We start from the raw sequence: 18,425 nt of genomic DNA on the forward strand, positions 1-18,425 counted from the left end.
CCTTGGCTGCGCGGCTTTTTATCGCGGTGATTGCGTTGTGATGAAACGTCCGTAGACTGCTTTCAGGCAACGAGAATAAAGGGACGGCGGGATGACTAATATTGCGCTTCTGGCGGACTATCCGCAGCACCGGCAACAGGTGATCGACTGGCTATGGCGGGCGTTCGGCAGTGAAAACAGCAGGGCATTTTTCGCCAGTGTGGTGGACAGTGGGCTGCGTGGAGCAGATTTGCCCATCACTTTTATCGCCTTGCAGGGGGAAAAACTGGTCGGCACCGTCGGTCTGTGGCGCTGCGATTTAATCAGCCGCCAGGATCTGACACCCTGGCTGGCGGCGTTGTATATCGATGAAAGCCAGCGCGGCAGCGGTCTGGGCTGGCGGCTGCAGCAGCATGTGCAGGACTACAGCCGCCAGGCCGGTTTCAACGAGCTGTATCTCTACAGTGACTTCAGCGGCTATTACGAACGTCACGGTTGGCACTATATCGGTGACGCGCTGGACTACCCTGACCGCCCGGTGCGGCTCTATCACCGCGAGCTGGACTAGTTCTGCTCGTAAACGTTATTGATGCTGGCCACCGAATGGCGACGTACCAGCGTCGGGCTGAACATATTGGTGATCTCCGGCAGCGGCTGGTTATTGGCCAGCGCCAGTGCCAGTTCGGCTGCCTGGGTCGCCATGGCCACCACCGGATAACGGATGGTGGTCAGGCGGGGGCGCAGATAACGTGAAATCAGCACGTCATCAAAACCAATCAACGACATTTGGCCCGGTACGTCCACGCTGTTGTCGCTCAGCACCGAGAGCGCACCTGCGGCCATCGAATCGTTATAACAGGTCACTGCGGTGAAGTTTTTACCGCGCCCGAGCAATTCGGTCATTGCTTGTTCACCGCCGATCTCGTCCGGCTCACCGTAGGCAATCAGCCTTTCATCTACCGCAATACCATGCTCCTGCAATGCATCGAGATAACCCTGCAGACGGTCTGAGGCGTCGGAAATTTGGTGGGTGGAGCAGACGATGGCAATACGCTGATGCCCTTGTTGAATCAGATGGCGAGTCGCCAGCCAGGCACCATAGCGGTCGTCCAGCGCCACACAGCGCGATTCAAAGCCCGGCAGCGTGCGGTTAATCAGCACCATGCCCGGGATCTGCTGCATCCAGCCGCTTAACTCAGGATCGGTCAGCTTTTTGGCATGCACCACCAGTGCTGCACAGCGGTGACGTACCAGTTGTTCAATCGCCTGACGCTCTTTTTCCGCCTCATGGTAACCGTTGCCAATCAGCAAGAAGTTGTGAGTCGCGTAGGCCACTTGCTCGACTGCTTTGACCATAGCGCCAAAAAAGGGATCGGACACGTCGGAGACGATCAGCCCCAGCGTTTCGGTCGATTGCTGCGCCAGCGCACGGGCGTTGGCGTTTGGGTGGTACTGCAGTTGTTCCATCGCGGCCAGCACAGCGGTGCGTGAGCTTTCGCTGGCCTTCGGGGAATGGTTTATTACGCGGGATACCGTGGCCACGGAAACACCCGCCAGCCTGGCAACATCCTTTATGGTAGCCATATCTGTCATACATCCTGGGTAATCGCTTACATTCCTCAGTCTTGCGGAAAAAACCCGGGGCTGCAAGCGCTGGCGATCGCAACTTGTGGCGGCTGTTGCAGATATGGGCGATTTATTCTGTGCTTAGACCTGGGTAGCTCAGTAATAGAGCCATTTGTACTTTGGCACCACGGGTTGGCAGATGGTACTTTTGTGCATCCAATTTTGTTTGAGAACCGCATGTCGATTAAACGTTACCCGCAACTCGTTCACTGGGGGGCGTATACCGCCGTGGTTGAAGATGGCAGGCTTATCCGCTGTGAGCCTTTCGCAGGCGATCCGGATCCTTCCCCGATGCTCGACTCCATCGCGCCGATGGCCTATTCCGACAAACGGATCCGCAAGCCGGCGGTACGCCGTTCCTGGCTGCAAAAGCGTGAAGGCAGCGATCGCACGCTGCGTGGCCGCGAGGATTTTGTCGAAGTTGACTGGGATCTGGCGCTCGATCTGGTGGCGGAGGAAAACCGCCGCGTGCGCGATCGCTACGGCCCCTCGGGCCTGTTTACCGGCTCCTATGGTTGGTCATCCGCCGGGCGTTTGCATCATGCGCGCTCGCTGGTGCGGCGCTTTTATTTCGGCGGTGGCGGCGGTGTTGATCAACTGGGTAACTACAGTTGGGGCGCAGCGCAGTTTTTCCTGCCGTATGTGATTGGCACCTTTACCCCATTGACCGGGCGCGTCACCAGTTGGCCGAGCGTGGTTGAGCACTGCGAGCTGTTTGTCGCCTTTGGTGGTCTGGCGCTGAAAAACGCCCAGGTATCGTCCGGTGGCGCGGCGGAACACTCGCTCAAACCGTGGCTGCAAAAGCTGGTGCAGAAAGGTACCCCGGTGATCAACATCAGCCCGATGCGGGACGACTGCCCGGCATTTGTGAATGCCGAATGGATCCCGATCCGCCCGAACACCGACGTGGCGTTAATGTTGGCGCTGGCGTATGAAATTCAGCGGCGTGGCGCGCAGGACGAAGCATTCCTTTATAGCCACTGTGCTGGTTATGACCAACTGGCGCGTTATCTGCGCGGCACCGATGACGGCGTGGCGAAAACCCCTGAATGGGCCAGTGCGATCACCGGTATCCCGGCGGCGCGCATTGGCTTGCTGGCGCAGCAACTGATTGGCGTGCGCAGCTTTCTTACCTGTTCCTATTCCGTTCAGCGCGCTCACCGTGGCGAACAGCCCTATTGGATGATGATTGCTCTGTCGGCGATGCTCGGCCAGATCGGGTTGCCGGGCGGTGGTTTCTCGTTCGGACACGGTTCCATGAACGGCGTTGGCAACCCGCGCGTGGATACGCCAGGGCCAATGATGCCGGTGGGCCCTAATCCTTGCGGGTTGGCGATCCCGGTGGCACGCATTTGCGACATGTTGCTGCAACCTGGCGAACCCTACCCGTTCCGTGGCGAGACGCTGCATTACCCGGATATCCATCTGGTGCATTGGGCCGGTGGTAACCCGTTCCATCATCACCAGCAGTTGAATCGGCTGGTGGAGGGTTGGCAGAAGCCGGATACGGTAATTGTGCAGGATATCTGGTGGACACCGGCCGCCAAAATGGCGGATATCGTGCTGCCGGTAACCACCTCGCTGGAACGTAACGATATCGGCGGTTCATCGCGCGATCGCTACGTGTTGGCGATGCATCAGGCCATTGCGCCGCAGCATCAGGCGAGAAATGACTTTGATATTTTTGCCGATCTGGCAGAGCGCCTCGGTTACCGCGAACAGTTCACCGAAAACCGCGATGAACGAGCCTGGATCGAATCTATCTATCAGCAGTGCGGTCAGGCGCAGACCGGTACCGGTGTGGAATGGCCCGAGTTCGAGGATTTTTGGCGTAAAGGCTATGTCGAGCTGCCGGCTCCGGCAAAAGAATTTGTGTTCTTTGACGACTTCCGCGCCGACCCACAGGCTAATCCGCTGCAAACCCCAAGCGGCAAGATTGAGCTGTTCAGCGAGAAAATCGCCGGCTACGGTTATGCTGATTTTGCACCGCATCCGCAGTGGCAGCCGCCGGTCGAATGGCTGGGAGCGCCGCAGGCCAAAGAGTGGCCGCTGCACCTGATTTCCATCCAGCCGAGCGATCGTTTACACAGTCAGATGGACCCGGCCCCCCTGGCGCAGGGCAATAAAACCGCCGGTCGCGAAACGCTGTATATGCACCCGCAGGATGCGATAAAACGGGCTATTACCGATGGGGCGGAGGTGTTGGTCAGCAATGCGCGTGGCAGTTGTCTGGCGGGCGTCGCTATTACCGACGGCGTTACACCGGGCGTGGCGCTGATGGCCACCGGCGCCTGGTTTGATCCGGGCTTCGACAGCCAGCGGCTGCAGGTGGAACAGTCCGGCAATCCGAACGTATTAACCCTGGATATCGGCACCTCGCCGCTCACTCAGGGGCCGAACGCCATGAGCTGCCTGGTCGAGGTGAGCGCCCGATAGGTAATATACCCTATGAATTTCGAGTTGCGGCTAGGCGTCCAGCTCGCTCATTCCCAGGCGCTTACTTGAGTAAGTAACTGGGGATGAGCGACAAATCTGTCGGGAACAGATTTGAACGCTGCTTGCAGCGGCCCCGAAGGGGCAAGACCCATGGATGGATCTTGTAAAGCAGATAACAACGCCGCGGCTTGAAAGGCGACGGGTATAAACAGCTGGTTACACTTTGCGGCCCAATGTTGCGATTGCCCGCTGGCTGGCTTTTGCCGGCACGGGTAAATTGAACGTCCCAGAGGTATTGATTGGTGAGAAATCAGCATACTCTGTATGTTGAAGCCATTTTCAATTGCACCAACCTACGCGGATGCGTAGGTTTTTTTTTGCCTGCCATATAGTATTCTTTTCCCTACAACCATTTACGCTCATCTTGGCCAAGGGGAGAAGGGCATGATCTTTTCTATACTGCGGGTGCTGTTCCGCCTGCTGTTCCGGGTACGTGTCGAGGGCGACGTCCGGCATTTCGACCAGCAAAAGCTGCTGATTACGCCCAATCATATCTCCTTCCTCGACGGCGTTTTGCTGGCGTTGTTTTTGCCGATCAAACCGGTGTTTGCCGTTTACGCCAGCATTGGCGATCGCTGGTTTATGCGCTGGCTGCGGCCCTATATCGACTTCGTCTCACTCGATCCGACCAAACCCATGGCCATCAAGCAACTGGTGCGCACGGTAGAACAGGGCAGGCCGGTAGTGGTGTTTCCCGAAGGGCGCATTACCGTTACCGGTTCGCTGATGAAAGTTTATGACGGTGCCGCGTTTATCGCCGCCAAATCTGGGGCGACCCTGGTGCCGATACGGCTCGATGGTGCCGAGTTCAGCCCCTTTGGCCGCATGGCCGGCGTGTTCAAGATCCGCTGGTTCCCGCAGATCAGCATCCGTATTTTACCGCCGACCTCGTTGCCGATGCCGGTAGCGCCACGCGCCCGCGATCGCCGTGCGTTGGCCGGGGATCGGCTGCACCAGATCATGATGCAGGCGCGGATGGATACCCGTGAGCCGCAGACCCTGTTTCAGGCTCTGTTGGCGGCGCAGCACCGTTATGGTCGAAGCAAGCCGTGCATCGAGGATATTAACTTCAAGGAGGACAGTTACCGGACGTTGATCAAGAAAGCGCTGGGCGTCAGCCGTATCCTGCAACGCTTTACCGCCGAGAGTGAACATGTCGGCATGTTATTGCCGAATACGACCATCACCGTAGCGGCTATTTTTGGCGCTTCATTGCGCAACCGCATTCCGGCGATGCTCAACTACACCGCCGGTTCCAAAGGCCTGAAAAGCGCCATGACCGCCGCCAGCCTCAAAACTATCGTTACGTCGCGCCAGTTTCTGGAAAAGGGCAAGCTGACCCATTTGCCAGAGCAGGTGCCGGAGGCCAACTGGGTGTACCTGGAGGATCTGAAAGATACGGTGACTCTGGCGGACAAGTTGTGGATCCTGCGCCATCTGTTGCAACCGACACGGGCCATGCTGCCACAGCAGCCTGACGATGCGGCGCTGATCCTGTTCACCTCGGGTTCGGAGGGCAATCCGAAAGGCGTGGTACATTCCCATGCCAGCCTGTTGGCCAACGTTGAACAGATCCGTACCATCGCCGATTTCACCCCGCGTGACCGCTTTATGTCATCGCTGCCGTTGTTCCACTCGTTCGGCCTGACGGTCGGTCTGCTGACGCCGCTGATGACCGGCAGCCGTATTTTCCTTTACCCCAGCCCGTTGCATTACCGTGTGGTACCGGAGCTGGTGTACGACCGTAACTGCACCGTACTGTTCGGCACCGCGACCTTCCTCAATAACTATGCGCGTTTCGCTCACCCGTATGATTTTGCCCGTTTGCGTTATGTGGTTGCCGGTGCGGAAAAACTGGCGGACAACACCAAACAGATTTATCAGGACAAATACGGCATCCGTATTCTGGAAGGTTATGGTGTGACTGAATGCGCGCCGGTGGTGTCGATCAACGTACCGCTGGCGGCCAAAGTGGGTACCGTCGGCCGTATTATGCCGAACATGGAGGCACGGCTGATGAAGGTGCCAGGCATCGATAACGGCGGGCGTCTGCAGTTGAAGGGGCCTAATATCATGAAAGGCTATCTGCGGGTGGAACGTCCGGGCGAACTAGAGCCACCGGCGGCGGAAGATGAACACGGCAACCTGCAGCCGGGTTGGTACGATACCGGCGATATTGTCACCCTGGACGAGCAGGGGTACTGCGTGATCCGCGGTCGGGTGAAGCGCTTTGCCAAACTGGCGGGTGAAATGGTCTCGCTGGAAAGCGTTGAACTGCTGGCGCAGCGTATCGCGCCGGAAGCGCAGCACGCCGCCACGGTAAAAAGCGATAGCAGCAAGGGCGAGGCGCTGGTGCTGTTTACCACCGACGCCGGCATCACGCGTGAAGCTTTGTTGAAGGTGGCGCGTGAAGTGGGCAGCCCTGAACTGACGGTACCGCGTGATATCCGTTTTTTGAAAACCTTACCGGTGCTGGGCAGCGGTAAGCCGGACTTTGTGACCCTGCGTAACATGGCTGAACAGCCGGAGATTGCCTGATGAACCCGACGTTGCCTACTGTTTCACCTTTGCTTTCGCGCAGTATGATCGCCGTCATTTGCGCCCAGTTTCTGTCCGCATTCGGTGACAATGCGCTGCTGTTCGCCACGCTGGCGTTGATCAAACAACAGCTCTACCCCGACTGGAGCCAACCGATTTTGCAGATGGCGTTTGTTGCCACCTATATAATCCTGGCGCCTTTTGTCGGCCAGGTCGCCGACAGCTTCGCCAAAGGGCGGGTGATGATGGTGGCCAACGGCCTGAAACTGGCTGGTGCGTTGGTGATCTGCTTCGGGTTTAATCCGTTCCTCGGCTATACGCTGGTGGGCGTAGGGGCAGCAGCCTATTCACCTGCCAAGTACGGCATTCTGGGGGAAATCACCAGCGGTGAAAAGCTGGTCAAGGCCAACGGCCTGATGGAGGCTTCCACCATCGCCGCGATCCTGATTGGTTCGGTGGCCGGCGGCATACTGGCCGACTGGCACATTGTGGCGGCGCTGGCGGTGTGTGCGGTGGTCTACGCTGCGGCGGTGATAGCCAACTTGTATATTCCACGCTTGCCGGCGGCACATCCCGCCGTTTCCTGGACACCGCGTGCTATGACACGGGCTTTCTTCAATGCCTGTGTGGTGCTGTGGCGCGATGGACAGACGCGTTTCTCCTTGATCGGTACCAGCCTGTTCTGGGGGGCCGGGGTCACGCTGCGCTTCCTGTTGGTGCTGTGGGTGCCGGTGGCACTCGGTATTGCTGACAACGCTACGCCGACGTTGCTCAATGCGATGGTGGCAGTCGGGATAGTGATAGGCGCCGGGGCTGCCGCGCGTTTCGTCACGCTGGAGACGGTGAAGCGCTGCATGCCTGCCGGGATCCTGATCGGCGTGGCGGTGGCGATATTCGCGCTGCAAACCACTCTGTTTAACGCTTATGCGCTGTTGTTGATTATCGGTGTATTGGGCGGCTTTTTTGTGGTACCGCTGAATGCGCTGTTGCAGGAACGGGGCAAAAATTCGGTGGGGGCGGGCAATGCGATCGCGGTACAGAACCTGGGGGAGAACACCGCCATGTTGCTGATGCTCGGATTGTATTCGCTGGCCGTTAAAGTCAGTGTGCCGGTGGTCGGCGTGGGGATTGGTTTTGGCGTAGTGTTTGCGCTGGCGATTAGCGCGCTGTGGCTGTCGCAGCGGTGGGCAAAATAAATAACGAACGGGGCGCGGTTTTGAACTGCGCCCCGTGTTTTTATGGTGCCGGAATAGTAAAGCGGGTGTGGATCTCTTCCAACGCCTGCAGTACGTCTTCATTCAATACCACATCGAAACTGTCGATGTTGGTTTTCAGCTGTTCCAGCGTGGTTGCACCCAGCAGAGTACTGGCAACGAACGGCTGCTGGCGCACAAACGCCAGTGCCATCTGCGACGGATCCAACCCGTGCTTTTTAGCTAATGCGACATACTCGGCAATCGCCAACTGAGTTTGTGGCGCAGAGTAGCGGTTAAAGCGCGTGAATAACGTGTTGCGCGCACCGGCCGGTTTGGCACCGTTGAGATACTTGCCGCTCAGGGTGCCGAATGCCAGGCTGGAATAGGCCAACAGTTCTACCCCTTCGTGCTGGCTGATCTCCGCCAGGCCAATCTCAAAACTGCGGTTCAGCAGGCTATAGGGATTTTGAATCGAAACGATACGCGGCAACTCGTGTTTTTCAGCCAGTTGCAGGTAACGCATTACGCCCCATGGCGTTTCGTTAGACACCCCGATATAGCGGATTTTACCGGCACGCACCTGTTCGGTCAGCGCTTCCAGAGTTTCCAGCAGCGTAACGGTAGCTTTATCGTCGGTGTATTGATAATTGAGCTTGCCGAAGTAGTTGGTTGGACGTTGTGGCCAGTGCAGTTGGTAGAGATCGAGATAATCGGTGTTGAGTCGTTTCAGGCTGGCATCCAGCGCGACACGAATATTTTTGCGATCCAGCGCCTGCTGTGGGCGAATGCTGCTGTCGGTGCCGCGCACCGGCCCGGCAATCTTGCTGGCCAGCACTAGCTTCTCACGGTTGCCGCGTGCCTTGATCCAACTGCCGATGTATTGCTCGGTCAGCCCCTGGGTTTCAGGACGAGGCGGTACCGGGTACATCTCTGCGGTGTCGATCAGGTTGACGCCAGCGGCTAATGCATAGTCGAGTTGCGCATGGGCATCGGCTTCACTGTTCTGTTCGCCAAAGGTCATGGTGCCCAGTCCCAGCACGCTCACTTCTAAAGAACTGTGGGGAATACGGTGGTATTGCATTAACGGCCTTCCTTTCATGTTAGCGCTTACGGGCTGAACCGCCCGGTGAAACAGGAGCCAAATGGCAGGCTGTGGCAAACAACCCGCAAGGCGGTGATATCGCCTTTGCCGACTATAACCAAGCCGAGAAGATGGGGGAAGTGGATTAAGTGCGGGGAAGGCTATCACGCAATACGAGAGCGATAGCCGACGGGGAGTTTAACGTTCGATAACCTGTGAAACCTGATCGCCGTTGATTTGGCGGCTGTTGCCTTTTTCATCTTTATAGCTGATCAGGCCGGTATCTTTATCAATCTCCGGCTTACCCTGAGTCAGGATCATATTGCCGTCTTTGGTTGCCATCACGTAATCGCTGGAACATCCCGCCAAACCGGCGGCGATGATCAACGCAGACACTGCCATTACCCACTTTTTCATCCTGCGGATCCTCAGTTATATATGCAAAAAAGAAGCTTCTTTTAAGATTAGCAAAATATGTATGCGTCGTGTTTCGGATAAATCTTTATCTTGATAAGGGAAAGTGACATTGAAACAGGGCTGCAGAAAATAATAACGGGAGTGGCTGGCGCGCACTCCCGTGGGGAATTATTCAGAGACGGTATTTTTCTTGCTGCGCATCAGGTTGAGTGCTTCGACCGACATTGAGAAGAACATCGCAAAATAGATATAGCCTTTCGGTACATGTATCTGGAAGCTTTCCAGCATCAGGGTGAAGCCCACCAGGATCAGGAACGCCAACGCCAGCATTTTCACCGAAGGGTGGCGGTTAACGAACTCGCCAATAGGTCGGGCGGCAAACATCATGACGCCAACGGCAATCACCACCGCCGCCATCATAATAAACAGATGGTCGGACAGGCCTACCGCGGTAATCACCGAGTCCAGGCTGAAAATAATATCCAGCAGCATAATCTGCACGATGGCGCCAAAGAAGCCGTGCACCTTCGTGTTGTGTTCTTCCTCTGAACCTTCGATGGTTTCATGGATCTCTTTACTGGCTTTCCAAATCAGGAACAGCCCACCCAGCAGCAGGATCAGATCGCGTGCCGAGATACTGTGGTCCATGATGCTAAACAGCGGGTGGGTCAGACGGATCACCCAGGCGATAGAGGCCAGCAGCCCCAGACGCATTATCATTGCGCCGGCCAGCCCGATGCGGCGAGCCTTGTTCTGCTGCGCTTTCGGTAGCTTGGACACCACCAGCGAAAGGAAAATGATGTTATCGATACCCAGAATGATCTCAAGAATGGTCAGCGTACCTAACGCTAACCAGGCATTGGGATCCATAATCCACTCAAACATTGTCGAGCCACACCTTAATAAAAAACAAAGGCTGAATTATACGCGTTTATTGAGACAGCGACACTGTTAGCTAAACGCCACCTAAACAAAAGGGGTCAAACTAAGAAATGTCTTGCCAATAATGCGCCGGTGAAGCTTTTTTTCAGATAAAAGCCGCGCGGCAATGTAAGGATTGGCTGACCCTGTTCGCCGATAGCTTCGGTCAGGGCCTTACTGTTGGCGGCTTTGGGACGCAGTTGCAGCACTTCACCGTGGCGGGCGGTGATCCGCTCTACGTGGCCGAGCACGATCAAATCCATCAGTTCCTCCCAGTCGCGGCGCAGCATCTCTTCTTCTTCGGCGTTTGGGCTCCACAACAGCGGTGAGCCGATACGGCGCTGCGCCAACGGGATTTGTCGCTCGCCTTCTACCGGGATCCACAGCACCCGCGCCAGCTTATGGCGTACATGACTGCTGGCCCAGGTGACACCGCTGTTGCCGGTTAAGGGGGCTACGCAGACGAAGGTGGTTTCCAGCGGTTTGCCGGCGGCGTCTATCGGGATGGTTTTTAGCTCGATGCCCAGCTCGGGGAAATCCTGTTCCGGTTTGCTGCCCGCCATGGCACCAAGATACTGCTCCAGCAGCATGCCAACCCAGCCTTTATCACGTTTCAGATCCCTGGGGATAGCCAACCGCGCACCTTCGGCCAGTTCGCCCAGATGACAGCCGGCAAGCCGTTGTGCTCTTTCAAACAGCTGTTGTTCGTTTTCTGGAGGAGGGGGCAAAGGAGAGAAAAACGCCATAATACAAGCCTGTTAGATTTGGTTGAAAAACGTACTGTATTTGTCCACAGAGAACTTTGGCCGGAAAGGACTGGGGAAAAGAATAATAGTAGCATGATTTTCCATGACTTTTTCTCTCCCCCCCGGTAAAGGAAAAATTCCGACTGACGCTTGTGCACCTGTAGCCACCGACAATAAACAGGATCTTACACCTATTTATCCACAGATTTATGGGATAACCCAAATTTTTACCGATCACTGGTTCGATTTACAGCCTTGACGCAGGCACTTTTTTGCGAAATTGTCCGTTTTGTGCGTAACTCATACGGATAATCTGTGGATAAAAACGACGTTGGTGGATCTTTCACCAGGGTAAGATCCTAAACGGACATAGATCACGTTTTGGCTCTGTGTAGGGCTGCTTAGGGTTGTATATGTATATGTTTTTAAATATTTAATTTGATTTTTATATTTCCGGGGTTTTTAGGCTCACCAGAGTTTTACCGGCTTATCCCTTGAGTTCTTCACATACCTATCCACAGAAAAAGTGAATAAAACCCGGTGTAAATCCTTCCGCATGTTTATAACTTTGCCATTATCTGTGAGTTATCCCAATGTTATCCGGTTTGCAGCGCCGCAAAGCAGTGGTTTACCGCCTGTAGCTTGTGTGAAACAATCAGGGTATCTATGCGAATTTAAGCTTATCGAGGTAGTCCGGTGATCGATGATGATGGCTACCGCCCGAATGTTGGTATCGTAATCTGTAATCGTCAGGGGCAAGTCCTGTGGGCTCGCCGTTACGGTCAACACTCCTGGCAGTTTCCCCAAGGTGGGATTAACCCTGGTGAAACCGCAGAACAGGCAATGTACCGTGAGCTGTTCGAAGAAGTGGGACTGAGTAAAAAGGATGTCCGTATCCTGGCCTCAACCCGCAACTGGTTGCGCTATAAATTGCCAAAACGTTTGGTGCGTTGGGACACAAAGCCGGTTTGTATCGGCCAAAAGCAGAAATGGTTTCTGTTGCAGTTAATGTGCAATGACGCTGATATCAATATGCAACGCAGCAGCACGCCGGAGTTTGACGGCTGGCGCTGGGTGAGTTTTTGGTATCCGGTGCGCCAGGTGGTGTCGTTCAAACGCGACGTTTACCGCCGGGTGATGAAAGAATTCGCCGTCACCGTGATGCCGATGCAGGAGCAGGCAGCACAGCGGCAGACCCCCGCTTATCGCCGGAAGAGAGGTTAAGTTAAGCCGACTATGCTCACGCGCTTGCGAGAAATTGTTGAGAAGGTGGCCGCGGCGGCCAGCCTGACAGATGCGCTGGATCTTTTGGTCAATGAAACCTGTCTGGCAATGGATACAGAAGTCTGTTCCATCTACCTGGCGGACAACGACCGCCGCTGCTATTACCTGATGGCGACACGCGGGTTAAAAAAACCGCGTGGGCGCGCTATCGCACTGGCATTTGATGAAGGCATTGTCGGATTGGTCGGACGCCTTGCGGAGCCGATTAACCTGGCAGACGCGCAGAGCCACCCCAGCTTCAAATACATTCCCCAGGTGAAAGAGGATCGTTTCCGATCCTTCCTCGGCGTGCCGATCATTCATCGTCGCCAGTTGCTGGGGGTATTGGTGGTGCAGCAGCGTGAGCTGCGCCAGTTTGACGAAAGCGAAGAATCCTTCATGGTGACCCTGGCCACACAAATGGCCGGGATCCTCTTGCAGTCACAGCTTAACGCCATTTTTGGCCAGTATCGTCAGACGCGCATTCGTGCACTGGCGGCATCGCCGGGCGTCGCCGTAGCGGAAGGTTGGCAGGACAGCAGTCAGCCGTCTCTCGACCAGGTTTACAAAGCCTCGACGCTCGATACCGCCAGCGAACGCGAACGCCTGACTCAGGCACTTGAAGAAGCCGGTGCGGAATTCCGCCGTTTCAGCAAGCGCTTTGCCGCCAGCTCGCAAAAAGAGAGCGCGGCGATCTTCGATCTTTACTCTCACCTGCTCAACGATGCTCGCCTCAAGCGCGAACTCTTTTCCGAGATTGATGCCGGTTCTGTGGCGGAATGGGCGGTTAAACAGGTGATCGAAGTCTTTGCCGCTCAGTTTGCCAGCCTGCAAGACACCTATATGCGTGAGCGCGCCAGCGATCTGCGCGCGCTCGGCCAGCGTCTGCTATTCCATCTCGATGACACCACCCAGGGCGCTACCCAGTGGCCGGCGCGCTTTGTGCTGGTAGCCGATGAGCTGACCGCGACACTGTTGGCTGAAATGCCGCAGGACAGGCTGGTCGGCGTGGTGGTGCGCGACGGTGCTGCCAGCTCCCATGCAGCCATATTGGTGCGGGCGATGGGCGTACCGACGGTGATGGGCGCGGATATTCAGCCTGCGCTACTCAGCCAGCGGCTGCTGATTGTCGACGGTTATCGCGGCGAACTTTTGGTCGACCCCGAACCGGTGCTGGTGCAGGAATACCAACGGCTGATCAGCGAAGAGCTGGAATTAAGCAGGTTGGCGGAAGATGACGTTGAGCAACCGGCCCAGCTTAAAAGCGGTGAGCGAGTTCAGGTGATGCTTAATGCCGGCCTCAGCCCGGAACATGAAAAACTGTTGGGCGGGCGGGTTGATGGCGTTGGCCTATACCGTACCGAAATTCCTTTTATGCTACAGAGCGGTTTCCCTTCTGAAGAGGAGCAGGTCGCACAGTATCAGGGCATGTTGCAGATGTATCCAAATAAGCCAGTGACGCTACGCACGCTGGATATCGGTGCCGATAAACAACTGCCTTATATGCCGATCAGCGAAGAAAACCCGTGCCTGGGCTGGCGTGGCATCCGCATTACCCTGGATCAACCGGAGATCTTCCTGATCCAGGTGCGAGCCATGCTGCGTGCCAATGCCGGAACTGGCAATCTGGGCATACTGTTGCCGATGATCACCAGCCTGGAGGAGATCGACGAAGCACGCAGGTTGATCGACCGCGCAGGGCGGGAAGTGGAAGAGGTGCTGGGGTATGAAATCCCCAAACCCAAATTGGGCATCATGCTGGAAGTCCCTTCGATGATCTTCATGATCCCGCATCTGGCCGGGCGCGTTGAGTTTATTTCGGTGGGGACCAACGACCTGACCCAATACCTGCTGGCGGTAGATCGCAACAATACCCGGGTGGCCTCACTGTACGACAGCCTGCATCCTGCCATGTTGCAGGTGCTGAAGCTGATAGCCGTTCAGGCCAGGGCCGTCGGGCTGCAGGTCAGCCTGTGTGGTGAACTGGCCGGCGACCCTATGGGGGCGTTGCTGCTGGTGGGGATGGGCTACCGCAACCTGAGCATGAACGGCCGCAGCGTGGCGCGGATAAAATATCTGCTGCGGCATATTGAGCTGTCCGATGCCGAAGTGCTGACCCAGCGGGTGCTTAACGCCCAAATGACCACCGAAGTGCGCCACCAGGTGGCGGCATTTATGGAGCGTCGTGGTATGGGCGGTTTGATCCGCGGCGGCAAGTAAGCCGCGGGCTGACTGATTTTTTTACAGAACTTTTCCCGGCGTGCCAGTCCGGAGGCGGTTAAGCTTATGCTATTATCCGCTTCCTCAACTGCGTTGAAAGCCACGGAAAAATAGTGTTCCCGCTGAGTTTCACCGCGTTTGGCACCTGCCGCCCCCGGATGGGGAAGAATAATAGACATGTTGTGGTGATAGATGACCAATAGCTATCTGGCGTTTCCTAAATTTGATCCGGTGATTTTCTCTATCGGCCCGGTTTCTCTGCATTGGTACGGTCTGATGTACCTGGTTGGCTTTGTTTTTGCCATGTGGCTGGCGGTACGCCGGGCTAACAAACCCGGCAGCGGCTGGACCAAGGATGAAGTAGAGAACCTGCTGTACGCCGGTTTCCTAGGTGTGTTCGTCGGTGGTCGCGTGGGTTATGTGCTGTTCTACAATCTGCCGCTGTTCCTGGAGAACCCGCTCTATCTGTTTAAAGTCTGGGATGGCGGCATGTCATTCCACGGCGGTCTGATGGGGGTGATCCTGGTGATGTTCTGGTTCGCTCGCCGCACCAAACGCACCTTCTTCCAGGTTTCTGATTTCATCGCCCCGCTGATCCCGTTCGGTCTGGGTGCCGGCCGTTTGGGTAACTTTATCAACGGTGAGCTCTGGGGCCGTGTGACTACCGATACCCCATGGGCGATGCTGTTCCCAAGCTCGCGTGCAGAAGACGTGGCGCTTGCCGCCGCCGATCCGCAACTGCTGCCGCTCCTGAACCAATACGGCGTGTTGCCGCGTCACCCGTCCCAGCTGTATGAACTGCTGCTTGAAGGCGTGGTGCTGTTTATCATTCTGAACCTGTTTATCCGCAAACCGCGGCCAATGGGGGCCGTCTCCGGCCTGTTCCTGATTGGTTATGGTGCATTCCGTATTATTGTCGAAGCCTTCCGCCAGCCGGATGCCCAGCTCGGCCTGTTTGACGGCGTAATCAGCATGGGGCAGATCCTGTCAGTTCCTATGGTGGTGGCCGGTATTATTATGATGATTTGGGCGTATCGTCGCCGCCCACAGCAACAACTGTCGTGAGGAACAAATGAAACAGTATCTGGATTTGATGAACAAAGTGCTCGCCGAGGGCACCCCTAAAGCCGACCGTACCGGCACTGGCACCTTGTCGATATTCGGCCACCAGATGCGTTTCAATTTGCAGGAAGGGTTTCCGCTGGTTACTACCAAGAAGTGTCACCTGCGTTCGATAATCCATGAATTGCTGTGGTTCCTGAATGGCGATACCAACGTGGCGTATCTGCGGGAAAACAACGTCAGCATTTGGGACGAGTGGGCCGACGAAAACGGCAGTCTTGGCCCGGTATATGGCAAACAGTGGCGTGCCTGGGGGACGGCGGACGGTCGTCAGATCGATCAATTGACTACCGTGCTGAACCAGCTGAAGCAGGACCCGGATTCGCGCCGTATCATTGTTTCAGCCTGGAACGTGGGGGAGTTGGATCAGATGGCGTTGGCACCGTGCCATGCGTTCTTCCAGTTTTACGTGGCGGATGGCAAATTGTCTTGCCAACTGTACCAGCGTTCCTGCGATGTGTTCCTCGGCCTGCCGTTCAACATTGCCAGCTATGCGCTGTTGGTCCATATGATGGCGCAGCAATGTGGCCTGGAAGTGGGTGATTTCGTCTGGACCGGCGGCGATACCCATCTGTACAGCAACCATATGGAACAAACCCAGCTGCAGCTGACGCGTGAACCGCGTGCCTTGCCGAAGCTGGTGATCAAACGCAAACCGGCATCGCTGTTCGATTACCGTTTCGAAGACTTTGAAATCGAAGGTTACGATCCGCACCCCGCCATCAAGGCACCGGTTGCCATCTGATTTTTACCCGATGATTGATCCCCAAGGGCGCACTCGTTGCGCCCTTGTTTATTTTTGCCGATCCCGTCTTGGTTGTTTCTGCGTTCTGCTTCGCATTTTGTTGGTTTCGCCCGTCAGTTTCATAGAAAGGTTGCGTGGCGTGCTTCAGCTCGGGTAACTCCGTCTTTATCCTGCGCTGCCCCGGGTTACACTGGCCGCCATGAATGACAAGATGACTTTCAACATTGATGGCCAGCGCGGGATGACGCTGATTGAGCTGCTGGTGGTGATAACCCTGGCAGGCCTGCTGACTGGTTGGGGGGTTAGCCACTGGCGTCATTATCAACAGGCTCTGCAGTTGGAACATACCGCGCAGCAACTGCTGGCATTTCTCACCCGGTTACAGGCGGATGCCAACTGGCGCAACCGCACGGCATTGCTGGATTTTAAAACCGGCGATCCCTGGTGCATCGGCAGCGGCCAGGCGCCAGTGGATTGTACAGCGCTCGGCGATGATGTGTTCAGCCCCGGCTATCGGGACGTGCAACTGGCGGGTTTTACTCAAAAGGATATGGGGTTTTATGGCCTGCGTAACAATGCGCAGGCCGGGCATATCTTGCTCCGCAATGGCGCTGGTAGCCTGCGGTTGGTGCTGTCTGCCAAGGGGCGGCTACGGCTATGCAGTGAAGGCGTGAGCATAAGAGGAATTGCGACATGCCAGCCCTAGAACGTGGTTTTACCTTGCCGGAGGTGATGCTGGCGCTGACGTTTGGCAGCCTGATTGCGTTGGCGGCGGCTAAAACTTATCCGGTATTACGCCAGCATAGTGTCGATGTTGGCCGGCATTATCGGCTGGAGTCGGTGCTGCGGCAGTTAGCCTTTGGCATTGAGAAAGATCTACGCCGCGCCGGTTTCTGTGTCGGTCAGTGCCAGGGGCAACCCTTGTTGATTGGCCGAGTGGGTGGGGAGGCCGTGGGAAGTTGCGTGATAGTCGCCTATGACATCACCCGCAACGGGCGCTGGGAAACTCTCGGCGCTGACGCTGGATACTTCGGTTACCGTTTACGGCAAGGTCGGCTGGAAGGGCAACGTGGGGTGAGACACTGCCATGGCACTGGCTGGGAGCGTCTCCTGGATAACGACGAAGTACGCATTGAAGCCTTCAGCGTCAAGGTGAAGGCGGGCGACAGTGGTAAACGCTGGGTTACCTTGACCTTGAGTGGCCGTTCAAAAGCGGATGGCGGTATACGGCGCAGTCTGCAGTGGGCGGTTAATATGGCCTCGCTGCCATGAGCGCTGGTGGGCAGCGGGGAGGCAGCACCCTGGCGGCAGTGATGATGCTGCTGGTGATGGGGCTGATGCTGTTGAATGCCCAGCATCGCCAGTTGGACAGTGCTTTGCTGCTGGCTGCCGACGAGAAGCATTATTTACAGGCTTACAATCAGGCCGCTTCGGGGCTCAGTTGGGGTGTTGCGCAGTCCTGGCCACGCGGCAGGCTCGCCGCCAACGGCTGGTGGTGCCAGCAAACCGGCGAATTGCGGGCCTGTGCAAAGTTATCCTCTCAGGCAGGCATGGTGCTGGTACGTGGTGATGCGCAGGTGAGCCGTGGGGAACCGTTGCGGTTATATCAACGAACCCAACCTGATGGTTCAGGGGGCGACATCGGACTAAGAGCGGAAACCGGCGGCTGGTTGGATTTTTGCCCTGAAAAAAAGCAGGCTGACTGTGCGGAGTAGCAAGCTATGGCGTCAGCGGGGCTTCAGCCTGCCGGAGGTGTTGATTGCCGCTTTGCTGTTCGCGGTGTCGCTGCTGGGGTTGTTACAGTATCATCAGGTGCTGTTGCAGTCGTTTCAGCGTCAGTGGCAGTATCGACAGGCCTGGTCGTTGGCGCATCAGCAATTGGAAGTTTTCGCCGCTACCGGGCGGGTTGATGTTGGGCTACCGCTTCCGTCCCCCGGATGGCAGCGTCAGACCGGGTTAAGCACTCCGCAAGCCGCCTGCCAACGGCTGACGGTAAGAATACAAACGCCCCAACGGCAGTGGGCGGAACTCAGTCGTTGGTACTGCAAGCGTCAGTGAACCGGCAGATATTTTGT

Annotated in this window: 17 protein-coding genes; 12 read left to right on the forward strand and 5 right to left on the reverse strand. The window is 56.4% G+C overall.

Annotated elements, in window-relative coordinates:
- The first annotated feature begins 91 nt into the window (after positions 1-91).
- A complete protein-coding gene (locus tag ACUTSU_RS14985) occupies positions 92-547 on the forward strand; it encodes a GNAT family N-acetyltransferase (RefSeq protein ID WP_445651934.1) in 456 nt (151 codons plus the stop codon).
- Here ACUTSU_RS14985 and galR read toward each other — a convergent pair.
- Positions 544-1,563 carry an HTH-type transcriptional regulator GalR gene (gene galR / locus ACUTSU_RS14990; RefSeq protein ID WP_445651933.1) on the reverse strand — a complete coding sequence of 340 codons (1,020 nt, stop codon included), beginning with the start codon at positions 1,561-1,563 and terminating at the stop codon, positions 544-546. The two genes, ACUTSU_RS14985 and galR, sit on opposite strands and share 4 nt — an antisense overlap.
- 219 nt (positions 1,564-1,782) lie before the next feature.
- Here galR and ACUTSU_RS14995 point away from each other — a divergent pair, with 219 nt between their 5' ends.
- From ACUTSU_RS14995 to lplT, 3 genes are all read left to right on the forward strand, one after another.
- Positions 1,783-4,041: a molybdopterin guanine dinucleotide-containing S/N-oxide reductase gene (locus ACUTSU_RS14995; protein ID WP_445651932.1), complete on the forward strand. Its 2,259-nt coding sequence runs from the start codon at positions 1,783-1,785 to the stop codon at positions 4,039-4,041.
- A 444-nt stretch (positions 4,042-4,485) separates the two neighbouring features.
- Positions 4,486-6,639, forward strand: a complete 2,154-nt coding sequence (gene aas / locus ACUTSU_RS15000; RefSeq protein ID WP_445651931.1) for a bifunctional acyl-ACP--phospholipid O-acyltransferase/long-chain-fatty-acid--ACP ligase — start codon at positions 4,486-4,488, stop codon at positions 6,637-6,639.
- A complete protein-coding gene (gene lplT, locus ACUTSU_RS15005; protein ID WP_445651930.1) occupies positions 6,639-7,835 on the forward strand; it encodes a lysophospholipid transporter LplT in 1,197 nt (398 codons plus the stop codon). The genes aas and lplT overlap by 1 nt, the downstream gene beginning before the upstream one ends.
- 40 nt (positions 7,836-7,875) lie before the next feature.
- Here the strand turns inward: lplT and ACUTSU_RS15010 are convergent, their stop codons facing one another.
- The 4 genes from ACUTSU_RS15010 to mutH all read right to left on the reverse strand — a co-directional run bounded on the left by ACUTSU_RS15010 (position 7,876) and on the right by mutH (position 11,000).
- Positions 7,876-8,916, reverse strand: coding sequence for an NADP(H)-dependent aldo-keto reductase (locus tag ACUTSU_RS15010; protein ID WP_445651929.1), 1,041 nt, complete (start codon positions 8,914-8,916; stop codon positions 7,876-7,878).
- Positions 8,917-9,114: 198 nt separating this feature from the next.
- The gene (locus ACUTSU_RS15015; RefSeq protein WP_445651928.1) at positions 9,115-9,333 is read right to left on the reverse strand and encodes a YgdI/YgdR family lipoprotein; all 219 of its coding nucleotides are present in this window, start codon (positions 9,331-9,333) and stop codon (positions 9,115-9,117) included.
- 168 nt (positions 9,334-9,501) lie between these two features.
- Complete coding sequence (locus ACUTSU_RS15020; protein WP_445651927.1) at positions 9,502-10,218, reverse strand: TerC family protein; 717 nt, start codon at positions 10,216-10,218, stop codon at positions 9,502-9,504.
- A gap of 95 nt (positions 10,219-10,313) precedes the next feature.
- Complete coding sequence (gene mutH, locus ACUTSU_RS15025; RefSeq protein WP_445651926.1) at positions 10,314-11,000, reverse strand: DNA mismatch repair endonuclease MutH; 687 nt, start codon at positions 10,998-11,000, stop codon at positions 10,314-10,316.
- A gap of 696 nt (positions 11,001-11,696) precedes the next feature.
- Between mutH and rppH the strand changes: the two genes are divergently transcribed.
- From rppH to ACUTSU_RS15065, 8 genes are all read left to right on the forward strand, one after another.
- Positions 11,697-12,224 carry an RNA pyrophosphohydrolase gene (gene rppH / locus ACUTSU_RS15030; protein WP_012146527.1) on the forward strand — a complete coding sequence of 176 codons (528 nt, stop codon included), beginning with the start codon at positions 11,697-11,699 and terminating at the stop codon, positions 12,222-12,224.
- Between the two features lie 12 nt (positions 12,225-12,236).
- Complete coding sequence (gene ptsP, locus ACUTSU_RS15035) at positions 12,237-14,483, forward strand: phosphoenolpyruvate--protein phosphotransferase (protein ID WP_445651925.1); 2,247 nt, start codon at positions 12,237-12,239, stop codon at positions 14,481-14,483.
- Positions 14,484-14,675: 192 nt separating this feature from the next.
- Entirely contained in the window at positions 14,676-15,548 is an 873-nt protein-coding gene (lgt, locus tag ACUTSU_RS15040; protein ID WP_445651924.1) for a prolipoprotein diacylglyceryl transferase, read from the forward strand.
- Between the two features lie 7 nt (positions 15,549-15,555).
- A complete protein-coding gene (gene thyA, locus ACUTSU_RS15045; protein WP_445654346.1) occupies positions 15,556-16,350 on the forward strand; it encodes a thymidylate synthase in 795 nt (264 codons plus the stop codon).
- Between the two features lie 199 nt (positions 16,351-16,549).
- Entirely contained in the window at positions 16,550-17,056 is a 507-nt protein-coding gene (locus ACUTSU_RS15050; RefSeq protein ID WP_445651922.1) for a prepilin peptidase-dependent protein, read from the forward strand.
- A complete protein-coding gene (locus ACUTSU_RS15055; protein WP_445651921.1) occupies positions 17,044-17,622 on the forward strand; it encodes a prepilin peptidase-dependent protein in 579 nt (192 codons plus the stop codon). The genes ACUTSU_RS15050 and ACUTSU_RS15055 overlap by 13 nt, the downstream gene beginning before the upstream one ends.
- Positions 17,619-18,065: a YgdB family protein gene (locus ACUTSU_RS15060; protein ID WP_445651920.1), complete on the forward strand. Its 447-nt coding sequence runs from the start codon at positions 17,619-17,621 to the stop codon at positions 18,063-18,065. Before ACUTSU_RS15055 ends, ACUTSU_RS15060 begins: the two co-directional genes overlap by 4 nt.
- Positions 18,055-18,408, forward strand: coding sequence for a prepilin-type N-terminal cleavage/methylation domain-containing protein (locus tag ACUTSU_RS15065; RefSeq protein WP_261110397.1), 354 nt, complete (start codon positions 18,055-18,057; stop codon positions 18,406-18,408). The genes ACUTSU_RS15060 and ACUTSU_RS15065 overlap by 11 nt, the downstream gene beginning before the upstream one ends.
- Positions 18,409-18,425 lie beyond the last annotated feature (17 nt).

The sequence above is a fragment of the Serratia sp. NA_13 genome (assembly GCF_052691735.1).